This window comes from Roseinatronobacter sp. NSM, assembly GCF_052379845.1.
In the GTDB taxonomy this organism is placed as follows: domain Bacteria; phylum Pseudomonadota; class Alphaproteobacteria; order Rhodobacterales; family Rhodobacteraceae; genus Roseinatronobacter.
In genome coordinates this window covers 1-12,901 of sequence record NZ_JBQTCF010000055.1, presented here as the reverse complement: position 1 = coordinate 12,901, position 12,901 = coordinate 1, and the positions used below count along the sequence as shown (strand labels likewise).

General features: G+C 61.1%; 8 protein-coding genes. 2 read left to right on the top strand and 6 right to left on the bottom strand.

The genetic code is table 11. From position 1 onward, the window contains the following. Positions 1-61 precede the first annotated feature (61 nt). From ACTZWY_RS18760 to ACTZWY_RS18735, 6 genes are read right to left on the bottom strand one after another with little or no spacing between them, the layout of a single operon-like run. Positions 62-1,645 carry an FAD-dependent monooxygenase gene (locus ACTZWY_RS18760; RefSeq protein ID WP_444792237.1) on the bottom strand — a complete coding sequence of 528 codons (1,584 nt, stop codon included), beginning with the start codon at positions 1,643-1,645 and terminating at the stop codon, positions 62-64. Then, positions 1,642-3,099: an aldehyde dehydrogenase family protein gene (locus ACTZWY_RS18755; protein WP_444792236.1), complete on the bottom strand. Its 1,458-nt coding sequence runs from the start codon at positions 3,097-3,099 to the stop codon at positions 1,642-1,644. The genes ACTZWY_RS18760 and ACTZWY_RS18755 overlap by 4 nt, the downstream gene beginning before the upstream one ends. A gap of 7 nt (positions 3,100-3,106) precedes the next feature. Next, positions 3,107-4,123: an amidohydrolase family protein gene (locus ACTZWY_RS18750; protein ID WP_444792235.1), complete on the bottom strand. Its 1,017-nt coding sequence runs from the start codon at positions 4,121-4,123 to the stop codon at positions 3,107-3,109. After that, on the bottom strand, positions 4,120-4,947 hold the full coding sequence (locus ACTZWY_RS18745; protein ID WP_444792234.1) for an IclR family transcriptional regulator: 828 nt from the start codon (positions 4,945-4,947) through the stop codon (positions 4,120-4,122). The genes ACTZWY_RS18750 and ACTZWY_RS18745 overlap by 4 nt, the downstream gene beginning before the upstream one ends. Further along, entirely contained in the window at positions 4,947-6,887 is a 1,941-nt protein-coding gene (locus ACTZWY_RS18740; RefSeq protein ID WP_444792233.1) for a TRAP transporter permease, read from the bottom strand. The genes ACTZWY_RS18745 and ACTZWY_RS18740 overlap by 1 nt, the downstream gene beginning before the upstream one ends. Before the next feature lie 9 nt (positions 6,888-6,896). Continuing rightward, positions 6,897-7,853: a TAXI family TRAP transporter solute-binding subunit gene (locus ACTZWY_RS18735; RefSeq protein WP_444792232.1), complete on the bottom strand. Its 957-nt coding sequence runs from the start codon at positions 7,851-7,853 to the stop codon at positions 6,897-6,899. Positions 7,854-8,353: 500 nt separating this feature from the next. Between ACTZWY_RS18735 and ACTZWY_RS18730 the strand changes: the two genes are divergently transcribed. Together ACTZWY_RS18730 and ACTZWY_RS18725 are read left to right on the top strand one after the other, a co-directional pair. Continuing rightward, entirely contained in the window at positions 8,354-9,580 is a 1,227-nt protein-coding gene (locus ACTZWY_RS18730; RefSeq protein ID WP_444792231.1) for an efflux RND transporter periplasmic adaptor subunit, read from the top strand. Between the two features lie 13 nt (positions 9,581-9,593). Beyond that, on the top strand, positions 9,594-12,749 hold the full coding sequence (locus ACTZWY_RS18725; protein ID WP_444792230.1) for an efflux RND transporter permease subunit: 3,156 nt from the start codon (positions 9,594-9,596) through the stop codon (positions 12,747-12,749). Positions 12,750-12,901 lie beyond the last annotated feature (152 nt).

Here is a 12,901-nt window from a genome sequence, read left to right as displayed (position 1 = left end):
GGTGCGATACCCCTTACCCCCATGATGTAACAGTCATATGACACACATGCCGCCCCCTGCCCTAGCCGCCGATCGCGCGCCCCAGTGCAGTGGCCGCGTCCGCGCCATTATCCCCCGCCCAAGCCACAAAATGGTCCGGCCGCACAAGGATCATGCGATGCGCCCAATCGCGGCGTGCATCCTGCCAGGTATCGCGCACAACCGTCAATGGCACGCCAAGCTGTTGCGCGGCAGCCATCAGGCGGTCAATTTCAGCATCCGGCACATCAAGCGCAATCAGCGTAAAATCGCGGCCAAGGCGCGCGAACACGCTTTGTCCGTCCGACAGGGGGCGCGGCGGCAAATGATGGCCTGCGCGCGCATCGAACACATGGCTGCCCTTCGCGCTGGGGTGCCCGGCAGGCCCGCCCGTGACAATGGCCGATCCCCGATAATTGGGTTCAAAGGAATTGACTTCCGGGGCACCCGTTGCGCGCGCGGTCCATGCGGCGCGGAATTCTTCCAGATCATGTTCAGGGTTGTAGCGTTCCAGAAAGGCGCGGTCATCTTCGATGAAATTTTCGATGAAATCGCGCGCAGTGGACGCAAAGACAGGTCTGCGTTCGCTGTCATAGCTGTCCAGCAGGCCCGGACCCGCCCAGCCCTGCAATGCCGCGTGCAGTTTCCAGGCCAGGTTGCGCGCATCCTCGAACCCGGTATTAATGCCATAGCCGCCATAGGGCGGGTGGCTGTGCGCCGCGTCCCCGGCAATGAACACATTGCCCTGACAATACTGGTCCGCAATGGCAATGCGCAAATCCCAAAACCCGATATAGTCGAATTCCACTTCGAATTCCGCGCCGACAGCACGGTGCAGATGGGCGCGAAAATCATAATTGTCGGCGGTGGTTTCCTGCGGCACAGGGGCGTGGAAAAACCAGCTTTCCCCCAGATCGACACGGCCGAAGAACTGCCAGTATCCTTTCAGGTCGGGGTGCAGCACATTGTAGAACTGCTTGTCGGGGAAAACCGACAGCAGGTCATGCAATTGTCGGGACCGGAACACCAGCAGCACCATTTTCATGGCATGGTCGCGTCTGGTTTCGGAAATGCCCGCGCCATCGCGCACCATGGAGCGGCTGCCGTCACAGCCAACCACGAAACGCCCGGTCAGGCATTGGTCGGCGTCATCCCCTGTATGATGCTGGATGACCAGTTGCGCGCCTGTGCCATCCTGTGTCAGGGATTTGCCCGACCAGCCGTAAAACAACGTAATCGCGTCCATCTGCGCCGCGCGGGCGCGCAACACCCCCTCGGTGCGGTATTGGGGCAGGCGTTCATTGTCGCGGTCATAATAGGGGCGCACCATTTCACGCTGCAAGAAGTCGTAATGCCACCCCGATAGCAGCGCGCCATAGGTGTTCAGCCCGCCTATGCCGTAGTCCTTCGGGACCAGCCGCGCGGCGCGCAGGTCCTGTTCACACCCCCAGAAGTTGAAATGCTCCATCGTGCGCTGGGTCAGGTTCTGGCCCTTGGGCACGGGTTGGGGCACAGGGTAGCGTTCCACCACAGCAATGCGGTGTCCACGCTGTGCCAGATCAATCGCCAGCGCCATGCCCACCGGCCCGCCGCCATTTATAACAACATCAAAGTTCAGGTCAGTCATATGTTCATACCCTGTGGCAGGGTGCCTTGTTCCAGATAGATATGTTTGGTTTCCAGAAAGTCGTTCAGCCCTTCGACACCATGAAGCCGCCCTTGGCCGGATTGCCCGTAGCCGCCGGTTTCCCCTTCGGCAAACAGGCGCGAATGGCAATTCAACCACACCGTGCCCGCCCGAATTGCACGACTGACGCGCATGGCGCGGTCCAGATCACGCGTATGAACGGACGCGGCCAACCCGTAGACGGTGGCATTGGCCATATGCACGGCCTCGGATTCTGTGCTGAAACGCTCGATCGAGACGATGGGGCCGAATAATTCTTCCTGCACCAGCGCCGATTGCAGGTTGTCGATGCGAAACAGGGTGGGCGTGACAAACGCGCCCCGCGCCAGTTCCCCGCCTGGGTTGGTGCCGCGCAGCAACATTTCCCCTTCGTCGGCGGCCTGTTCGATCACCCCCAACAGCCGCGTTTCGTTCCCCTTGTCGATCAACGCGCCCATCTGGCTGGCGGGGTCCGAACCGGGGCCGGTTTTCACTGCCCCGAAGGCCGCGACCGCGCGCGCGGTGAAATCGTCAAGAATGCTGTCATGCACAATGAACCGCGTGGCCGCGACACAGATTTGCCCCGCCATCATCACAGCGGCGCGCGTCAACTCGGCCACGCTGCGGTCCAGATCGGCATCCGCGAACACAACAGCGGGGGCCTTGCCGCCCAGTTCCAGCCCGACACGTTTCAGCGTTGGTGCCGCCCCCGCCATGATCTGGCGGCCGGTCGCGGATGATCCGGTGAAACTGATCACATCCACCCCGCTGGCGGCAACAAACGCCTGCCCCACCTGCGCGCCATCTTCATTGACGGAATTTACCACCCCTGCAGGCAGATCGGGGCAATCGGCCAGGCATTCCATAACACGCTGATGAATCAGCGGGGTCTGATGCGCGGGTTTGATAACACAGGTACACCCTGCCGCAAGCGCTGGCCCCAGTGACCGCACCAGAAGCGTAACAGGCGCGTTCCACGGCACAATGATGGCTGCGACACCCGCCGCTTCGCGGTGCATGATGGAAAAGCTGCCCGGTGTTGCCTCAAAACTGCGGCCCAGAATGGCGCGCGCCAACCCACCATAGTAGCGGATTTCCGAGATTGACCCCATCATCTCGCCGCGGGCTTCGGCTTGCAGCTTGCCGTTTTCCGCGACAATCAGGGCCACCAGGTCGTCCATCGCTGCTTCCAGCCGGTCTGCGAACTGGAACAGCACAGCGGCGCGCTGGCGCGGGGATGTCTGCCAGTTTGTGCCGAAGAAGGCCGCGCGCGCATGCGCGACAGCACTATGCGCCAGTTGCGCATCGCCGACATGATACTGGCCCAGAACCTCGCCAGTGGCGGGGTTGATGCTGTCGCGGCACGCCCCCTGCGCCAGCCATTGGCCGTTGATATAGTGTTGTGCAGTGTTCATGTGTCCCTCAAAGCTGAAGTTGCAGCAGGTTTACAGCGTTGTCCTGATATATCTTGCGGCGCTGTGCATCGCTGATATCCAGACTGTCGATGATGCGGATGGTTTCACGAATGTAATATGGCCCGCCTTCGGGGTCGAATGGCGCATCGGACGCGAACAGCACACGGCCTTCGCCAAAGAAATCCATCGCATGTTCAATCGCCTTGCGGGACCCAAAGCTGGCAGTGTCGGCATAGAATTCCTTGAAATACGCCAGATGCGGGCGTTTCAACGCGCGGCGCACCGCGCCAAGGTCCCGGTCAGATGTGCGCGCGCCCATCTGGTCCCAACCCGGCCCCACGCGCCCTTCGAAGAAAGGCACCATGCCGCCCGCGTGATGGGTCACAACCTTCAGCCCCGGCCACCTGTCGAAGAACCGCGAAAACACCATGCGCGCCATCGCCGCCGAGGTTTCATAGGGCCAGCCGAAGGTCCACCAGATTTCATATTCCGACTGTTCTTCTGACTGGTAATCCGCGAAATTCGCCCCCCGCGCGGGGTGCAGAAAGACAGGCTTGTTCACGCTGTGCATATAGTCAAAGAACGGGGCGTATTCGTCCAGGTCCAGCGGTGTGCCGTTGATATTGGTGTAAATCTGCATGGCCACCGCGCCCAGATCCTCTATCGCGCGGCGGCTTTCTGCCACCAGCCCGTCGGGATGGGTCATGGGCGCCGTTCCCATGAACCCCGGAAAGCGCTGGGGGTGTTTCTGGCATAGTTCCGCCATGGCATCTGACCCGATGCGCGACAATTCCAGCGCCTTTTCAGGGTCGGCCACCTTTTCCAAAGGCGGCGAGGCAAGCGACAATATCTGGCAGTAGTCCGGGCCGAATTCATCCATCACCTGAAACCGGCGCCCCAGATCCGTCATCATGGGCACATCCCCAGAGCGTTTTGTAATGTCGCTCATGCTGCCCATATGCGCGATAAGCGCGTCAAAGAACGGCTTCGGCCAGATATGGTTGAACACATCAATCTTTTTCATGTGACTTTCCGTTCCTTTACGTCTGTCTTGCGCAGGGGCGTGTCCTGACCCGCCGTTTCCGTGTCTGTTGCCCGTATCCGGCCCAGTTTTTCGCTGATCTCATCTGCGCTTTGCCGTATGCGGTCGCTGATCTGGTCCAGCTTGTCGCTGGCAATCAGGTTGCCCGCAATGGTCATGCACAGGCTGGCTATGGGCGTGCTGGCCGCGTCAAACACGGGCGCTGCAATGCCCACAACCCCCGGCGTCACCTCGCCATAGGCGATGGCATAGCCCTGTTTGCGCACTTGCTTCAGGCTTTCGGCAATCTCGGGCGGGGTTGCCCCCAACCCGATGCTGTGCAGATCGGACAGGTTTTCTTCAATCATGGCCATCATCGTCTTGCGCGGCAAAAACGCCATGATTGACCGCGAAATGGCCCCGCGCGCCAGCGGCATGGGGCGCCCGCGCGGATAGCTTGACAGCGGGTCGCGCGTGGACACTTCGCTGTCGATGCACAAAAGCCGCCGCCCATACCACCGCACCAACAGCGCCGTTGCGGGCCATGTGGCAGTCAGCGCTTCCAGATGGGGCCTGCCATGATGCACCAATGGGTCGGATTTGCGCATCAGGTAATCCATTTCCACCACACGCGGCCCCAATGTCAGCCCAGCCCCCGGCAGCGATGTCAGCAAGCCCGCCTCTTTCATCGTTTTCAGGTAGCGATACAGTGTCGGGCGCGCGTAGCCGGTGGCCTTCATCAGCGCGTCAGGGGTCCATTCCAGATGATCCTCGGTGAACAGGTCAAGAATGGCGATCAGCTTATCAAGGCTGCTTTGGCCGGACATCATGCTTCCTTCATCAAATTGCGCTGCGCGCGGGTGAAATTCCACGCAATCAAGGCCATGCCCCCGCTGACACCCACAATGTCACTTAGGATCGCACCCGGAAACATGCCCGCCGGAACCAGCGCCATGCCGCCAAACACCGCAAATGCAAGGCGCAAGCCAAGGGACAGGCGGTCCGCCAGATACCCCGCCAGCGCCGCCGAGATCAGCCACACCCCAAGAACAGACGTGACCACCGCCAGCGCAATATTCAACGGGTCGCCAATCATCAGCAAGCTGGGCGAAAACACGAATAGCACCGGAATGACATAAGCCAACCAGCCAAAGCGCATAGCCGCAAAGCCCGTGGCCATCGCGGGGGCGCGCGCGATGCTGGCCGCCGCAAACGCGGCCATCGCAATGGGGGGCGTGATCATGGACATCATGCCGAAATACAGCACATACAAATGCGCCGCGATGGGTTCCACGCCCACCTGAATAAGCGCGGGCGCAACAAGCGCCGCCAACAGCACATACACCCCCAAGGTGGGCAAGCCCATTCCCAGAACAATGCACACCAGCGCCGACAGGCCCAGAAGGGCAATCATGTTGCCCGCGCCAATCTGGACCAGCGCATAAGTCAGGTTGAAACTAAGCCCTGTGACATTCAGCACCCCGATAACCAGACCAGACGCCGCCGATATCAGGATAATTTCGATCACCGCCGCACCCGTTGTGTGCAATGACGCGAAAATCGTGCGAAGCGCGGGGCGTTTTTTGCGGTAGCCAAACACAAGCGCGGACACCACCACCGACAGCGCGGCCAGCATCGCAGCTTTTTCCGGTGACCAGTTGAACACAAAAAGCGTGGTGATCAACACACCGAAGGCAAAGACGAAATGCACGCCTGACGCCACATCGCGCGGGGCGGGAATCTCGGACTTGGGGACCGGCGCGATGTTCAGTTTCGCCGCTTCCAGATCGGCCTGAATGAACAGCGCAACGTAATACAAAAGCGCCGGTATCAGCGCCGCCATGACGATGGTGGTATAGGGAACGGCCAGAAATTCCGCCATCAGAAACGCTGCCGCCCCCATCACAGGCGGCATCAACTGCCCGCCCGTTGATGCGACAGCTTCAATCGCGCCCGCCTTATGGGCGGGGTAGCCGTCGCGCTTGATCATGGGAATGGTAATCACACCCGTTCCCGCCACATTGGCCACGGCCGATCCGGAAATGGACCCGAACAGGCCCGACGCCAGAACTGCAATCTTCATCGCGCCGCCGCGAAACCGGCCCATCAGCAACAGCGCCGCATCGGTGAAAAACTGCGATCCGCCGGTGGTTTCCAGCAAACGCCCGAACAGGATGAACGCCACCACGACTGTGGCCGCAACTGCCATGGGAATGCCCAAAATGCCGTTCGAGTCCAACGCCATGTAGCCGCCCAGAACCTCGATGGATTGCTGACGGCCCGCCATACGCCCCGGCACCATATTGGCAAACAGCGCATAGGCCAGAAAGGTTGCGATGATGATGACCAACGCCCAGCCCGTGGCACGGCGCAGCGCTTCCAGCAGCAGCACCACCATGACCACCCCCGGAATCCAGATTTCCGGCCTGCGAAAGAAAATGAAATTGACCAAATCAGGGTATTTTACCACGATATAAGCCACCACCGCCATGGACGCGATGGCTGCCGCCACGTCCCACCATGGCACGTAGTCGCGCGCAAACCCCCGCCGCATGGGCAGCGCCAGATAGGCCACGGGCAGCGCCAGCCCCAAAATGACCGCCATCAATTGCTGTGGATAATAGGCAATGCCCAGCATGCGTGGCACGCCCAGCGCCCAGCCCACCGCAACCAGTGTCAGGCTGGCGGCCAGAATATTCGCGGCGGGTCGCCAGATGGCGGGGGAAAGACCGCGCAAGGCGATCTTCCCATCATGGGTGTATGACATAAGCTGTCCTTAGTCCTGCCACAGGCCCGCTTCGCGGAAGTAACGGATTGCACCGGGATGGTATTCACTGACACCGGTTTCGCCCACCATGTGTTCTTGCGGGTCAAACGCCCCGAATGGCGGGAATGTCGCGCGCAGGGCGTCGGTACCTTCGGCAATGGCCTTGACCATCTCATAGACCACATCATCGGGCGCATTGGCATGGGTGAAGACCAGCTGCGGATAGGCGAAATACCAGCCGTCTTCGGTAACACCGGGCATGGACCCCGCTTCAAGGAAATGGAAGAAGGCAACCGGCCAATGTTCGCGCGCCACGGCAAGGTTTTCGTCGGTGGGTTCCACTGTCAGGGCGCGCAAGCCCCCCACGGCGGCGTCCGCTTCGCGCACCTTGCCCGCGCCATGCGCGAAGATGAATCCCGCAGCCTCGCCTGCGATGAAGGCATCGGCACCGGCCACAACGGACGGAACATTCACCGCAACCATATCCGCGCGGGTCATGCCTTCGGTGGCGTAAATCGCATCCAGTTGCGGCAGGATGGTCTGCTGCGCAGTGTAGCCGTCCACCATGGGCAGGCCGCGCAAATCCGCATGTGTCATAATATCAGAATCGGCGCGCACGAAAATCGCCTCGACCAAGGGCATGATCAGCGTTGCAACACGCAAATCGGGGTTGGCATTGCCTGTGAACCATTCGCGCCCCTCAAGCGCGTAGTTCACTTCCTGCAAGTTGGCCACACCGAATTCGATGCCCCCCGAGGCCACAAGCGGAATAAACTGGTTTGGACTGGTCGCGGGCTGAATGGTTGCGTTCAACCCCGCTTGGTTGGCGGCATTCGCCACCGCAGTTCCAATATTGTGAAAGATCGATCCGGGGTTTGATGTCGCAATCCCGACCATTTGCGCCTGCGCCGCACCGACCACACCAAAGGTCAATGTCGCCGCAAGACCGGCCACATAGTGTTTCATGTCTCTCTCCCTGCAAGCGCGCAGCGATACGCCACGCGTTCTCCCTAAATCTCTAATAATGAGACTTATTGCCAAGTTGAAGCGCGCAACGTCAGCGGGATCAAGAAAATTTTGCGTTTCATATATAAGTTTTGGGCAGGATGACACCGCATATATGGCCCTATATGCCCAATTATACCGCAATTCCGCGTATTATTCTGACAAATCCCCGGTGCATTTCCAGCGGTCCAGCCGAAATTTTGCGAAACCGCACGATCAAGAATTCTCGCATGGGAAGATAATGAACATTCAAGCACCACCGCGTTTGTGCACCCAACCCCGAATCCGGCCTATGGGCGCTTGAAATGCTGCTGATATTTGCATCAACGCAGGCGAAACACCGCGCGCCACCGGCAAAAGGACATGCTTATCCCAACTGGGTTTTGCCGCTGCCGCGCTTTCCTTGGCAACCGATCACCTTAGTTTGTATAAAGCAGCATCAGCACAAGCGGGGTGTATCGGTGAAAAAATGGGCCACTGGGACAGCGATCTGTCTATTGCTGGTGGGATCGGGCCTGTCGGGGTGGGCCGTGTTCCTGCCCGCGTCGCACCCGGTGTTGGACCGCATGGGCCTGCTTGCCCCCATGCGCGCAGTCGGTTTACCCATTTCCGCAGCAGATGGCAGCAACGCGGGGGGCGGGCCACGCTTTCAGGGCGGCGGCGCAACCCGCGTCATCGCGCAAGAGGTGGTGACCGCGACCGCAGGCGAACGACTGGTGGCCATTGGCACCGCACAGGCCCTGCGTAGCGTCACAGTGACACCAGAAGTGGCGGGCACGCTTGAAGATGTCACCGTGTCATCAGGCGATTGGGTCGAGGCGGGCACCCGTATCGCCCAACTGAATTCCGAGGTTCAGGAACTGGCCCTTGCGCGCGCCGAACTTGGCTTGCGCGACACCCGGTCGCGTGCTGCACGCGTCGCGCAATTGCGCGACAGCGGGTCGGCAACGCAGGTGCAGATTGATGACGCGGAACTGGCGCTGAACCGCGCGGAACTGGACCTGCGCGATGCCCAGCTGGAATTGCGCCGCCGCCAGATTGTTGCGCCTGTTTCGGGCTGGATTGGCCTTATCGCGCTGGAACCGGGCAACCAGATAACCCCCAATACCGAACTGGTGCAAATTGATGACCGCAGCCAGCTTCTGGTCAATTTTGACGTGCCCGAACGCTTCGTCGGACTGGTCAGCGCGGGCGACACGCTTGAAGCAAGCCCCCTGTCGCGCCCCACCGAAGTCTTGACGGGCCGCGTGCGTGCCATTGATGCGCGCGTCGATCAGGGAAACCGGACATTGCGCATTCAGGGGGAAATTGACAATGACGGCGACCGCCTGCGCCCCGGCATGGCCTTCAGGATCACGATGCCACTGCCGGGGGAAGACTACCCTGTTGTCGACCCGCTGGCCATTCAATGGGACAGGCGCGGGGCGTTTGTCTGGGCACTGGACAATGAAAACCGCGCGCGCCGCGCCGGAGTTGAGATCATCCAGCGCCGCGACGATGCTGTTTTGGTGCGCGCGGACCTGTCAGCGGGCGACAAGGTGGTGCTGGAAGGGGTGCAGAACCTGCGCCCCGGCGCAGATGTCGACATTGCCGAAATGCGCGCGGCACCGGCCACACCATCCGATTCAGACATCGCGCATACCCCGCTGCCAGACGCCGAACAGCCAGAGACTCCCCCTGATATCTAGCAAGAGTGATTGAATGGACCGCATCCAGCCAGAAAGTCAGATGCCCGCCCCCCCTGATGACGCCGAAATGCGCAAGGTCGCACAATCGGGCATTGCGTTGTTTGTCAGGCGGCCCATTCTGGCCTTTGTGTTCAGCGCGCTGATTGTCATTGCCGGTCTGGCGGGCCTGTTCGCAGTCGAAGTGCGCGAATTGCCCAATGTGGACCGCCCCGTGGTGACGGTCACAACCCAGTTCAACGGGGCCGGGCCGGAAACCATTGACCGCGAAATCACCAGCCGTATTGAAGGCGGCGTGGGGCGCGTGGCGGGGGTGCAGAACATCTCCTCATCCTCGCGGTTCGGACGGTCGCAGGTTGTGGCGGAATTCAGTGATTCAACCGATATTGACGTGGCCGCAACCGATATCCGCGACGCGATCGGGCGCATCAGAAACGCCCTGCCCGATGGCGTGGGCGAACCGCGTATCATCAAGGCGGATTCCGATTCAGATGCCGTGATGCGCATCAGCGTCACATCGCGCACACGCTCGGTTCAGGACCTGACGCGACTGGTCGAAGATCTGGTCGAGGACCGGCTGATTTCTGCCCCCGGTGTCGCGGATTTGCAGGTGTTCGGCGCGCGTGATGCCATTTTCCGCGTGGATATCGACATGCTGGAACTGGCCGCACGGGGCCTGAACCTGGCCGATATTCGCACAGCCCTGCGCAATGTGTCCTTTGACGTGCCCGCGGGCTCATTGTCGAATGAACGCCAGAGCATTCAGGTGCGCACCACCGCCAATGTGCAAACCCCCGAAGCGTTTGAAGCGCTGGTTTTGCGCAATGACGTGCGGCTGGGGCAGGTTGCATCCGTCACGCTTGGCCCTGCGCCGGGGGAAACCATCCTGCGGGCCAATGGCGAAACCGGCATTGGCATGGGCATTATCCGGCAGGCCCAAAGCAATACACTGGATATTTCGCGCAATGTCACCGCCATAGTCGAGGAATTGCAAGATATCCTGCCCGATGACGTGCGCATTTTCATCACCTCGGATGAAGCCACATTCGTGGGCGGTGCCATCACCGAAGTGGCCAAGACATTAACCATTGCGCTGCTGATTGTGGTGGCCACGATTTACCTGTTCTTGCGTGATGCGCGTGCAACATTGATACCTGCGGTCACGCTGCCGATTGCGTTGGTGGGCACAGTGGCCGCTGTCTATCTGGTGGGGTTTTCCATCAATATTCTGACCCTGCTGGCACTGGTTCTGGCCACCGGAATGGTGGTGGATGATGCGATTGTGGTTCTGGAAAACATTGTGCGCAGGCGCGCGCAGGGCATGGGCGCGCGCGCCGCCGCTGTGCTGGGCACCCGTCAGGTGTTTTTTGCTGTGGTCACAACAACCGCCACCCTTGCGGCTGTGTTCATTCCGCTGTCGTTTCTGCCCGGACAGGCGGGCGGGTTGTTTCGGGAATTCGGCTTCACGCTGGCCATGGCGGTTTTGCTGTCATCGGTTGTTGCGCTGACGCTGTGCCCGGTGCTGGCCAGCCGGTTGTTGCGATCAGCTGACACGCGCGCAGCGCCCGGCCCGGTTGCCCGCTTTGGCGACTGGCTGGCGCGGCGCTATCAGGACTTGTTGGAACGCGCGTTGGCCATGCCTGCGGTGGTGATATGCGCAGCGCTTGTATTCGCCGCATCGGGGTGGTTTGCCGCGCAGTCCATCCCGCAGGAACTGACCCCGCCCGAAGACCGGGGCGCGGCCCTGCTCAGTGTCACCGCCCCGCAGGGCGTGTCGATCGAGTATACCGACAGCAAAGTGCGCGAGATTGAAGCGACCATTGCGCCGCTGCGCGAGTCGGGCGAAGTGACGAACCTGTTTTCCATCGTGGGCCTTGGCGGCGGGGACAATCGCGCCTTCATGGTCATGACGCTGGCCGACTGGGACCAGCGCGACCGCAGCCAGCAGCAGATCGTAGCCCAAATCAATGCGGGCCTGCGCAACATCATCGGGGTGCGCGCCTTCGCAATCCAGCCCAATTCGCTGCGCATACGCGGCGCGGGGCAAGGCCTGCGCTTCGCAGTGCTTGGCAGCAATTACGACGATCTGGCCGACAATGCCCAAGCGCTGGTCGACCGCATGAATGAAGACCCGCGCTTTGGTCAGGTCCGGCTGGATTTTGAAACCACACAACCGCAGTTGTCCATTGAAGTGGACCGCGAACGCGCATCCGATCTGGGCATCAATCTGGACGGTCTGGCCGAAGCGTTGCAAGCCATGCTGGACGGCAGCACCTTGGGCAGTGTGTTCATTGACGACCGCAGCTATGACATTCAGATGCTGTCCACCCGCACCCCTGTCCGCGATCCCGGCGATCTGGAACAAAGTTTCGTCCGGTCCGACAGTGGCCAGATCCTGCCGATTTCGACATTCATTTCCCTGCAGGAACGCGCCACGGCCCCGCAACTGACCCGCGAAAGCCAGCAACGCGCCGTGCAGGTGACAGCCAGCCTTGCCCCCGGTTTTCCGCTGGGCGCGGCGCTGGCGGAAGCCGAACGCCTTGCCGCTGAAGTGCTGCCGCCAAATGAACGGCTTTTGCCGCTGTCCGAAGCCGCGACACTGGATGAAACATCATCAGGGCTGCTCTTGGTTTTCGGCTTTGCAATACTGGTGGTGTTTCTGGTTCTGGCCGCGCAGTTTGAAAGTTTCATCTCAGCCGTCGTGGTCATGGTCACGGTGCCGCTGGGGCTGGCTTGTGCTGCTTTTGCGTTGCTGTTTACCGGCGTCAGCCTGAATATATACTCGCAGATCGGGCTGGTATTGCTGGTAGGCATCATGGCCAAGAACGGGATTCTGATTGTCGAATTCGCCAATCAGTTGCGCGACGAAGGGGCGCATGTGCATGACGCGATTTTGCGCGCCTCCACCATCCGGCTGCGGCCCGTGATGATGACCATGACATCCACTGTGCTGGGGGGCGTGCCGCTGGTGTTGTCCACTGGCCCGGGCGCCGAGGCCCGCGAGGCCCTTGGCTGGGTCGTGGTGGGCGGGCTGGGGCTGGCCACGCTGGCCACGCTGTTTCTGACGCCAGTGGCCTATCTGCTGCTGGCGCGGTTTAGTTCTCCGCGCGCCGAAGGGCAAAAGCATCTGGAACGCGAACTGGCCAAGGCAGCGGGCACGAAGGCCGTCTGAACGCGCTTGCGACGGTCAGGGGCGGTTTTTGGGCCTGAAGCAGTCACCCAAGGCGCGGAGCAAAGGGCGCAGCCCGCCGCGCCATCGGCGGGCCCTCCCGCGGCCTGCCGATGGCGCGGGCTTCATCCAAGCGCCAACGTCCGCTTCAGGTC

What these genes read in the sequence shown, in the direction of transcription:
- ACTZWY_RS18760 (WP_444792237.1), bottom strand. Translation starts at nt 1,645, where the DNA reads ATGACTGACCTGAACTTTGATGTTGTTATAAATGGCGGCGGGCCGGTG.
- ACTZWY_RS18755 (WP_444792236.1), bottom strand. Translation starts at nt 3,099, where the DNA reads ATGAACACTGCACAACACTATATCAACGGCCAATGGCTGGCGCAGGGG.
- ACTZWY_RS18750 (WP_444792235.1), bottom strand. Translation starts at nt 4,123, where the DNA reads ATGAAAAAGATTGATGTGTTCAACCATATCTGGCCGAAGCCGTTCTTT.
- ACTZWY_RS18745 (WP_444792234.1), bottom strand. Translation starts at nt 4,947, where the DNA reads ATGTCCGGCCAAAGCAGCCTTGATAAGCTGATCGCCATTCTTGACCTG.
- ACTZWY_RS18740 (WP_444792233.1), bottom strand. Translation starts at nt 6,887, where the DNA reads ATGTCATACACCCATGATGGGAAGATCGCCTTGCGCGGTCTTTCCCCC.
- ACTZWY_RS18735 (WP_444792232.1), bottom strand. Translation starts at nt 7,853, where the DNA reads ATGAAACACTATGTGGCCGGTCTTGCGGCGACATTGACCTTTGGTGTG.
- ACTZWY_RS18725 (WP_444792230.1), top strand. Translation starts at nt 9,594, where the DNA reads ATGGACCGCATCCAGCCAGAAAGTCAGATGCCCGCCCCCCCTGATGAC.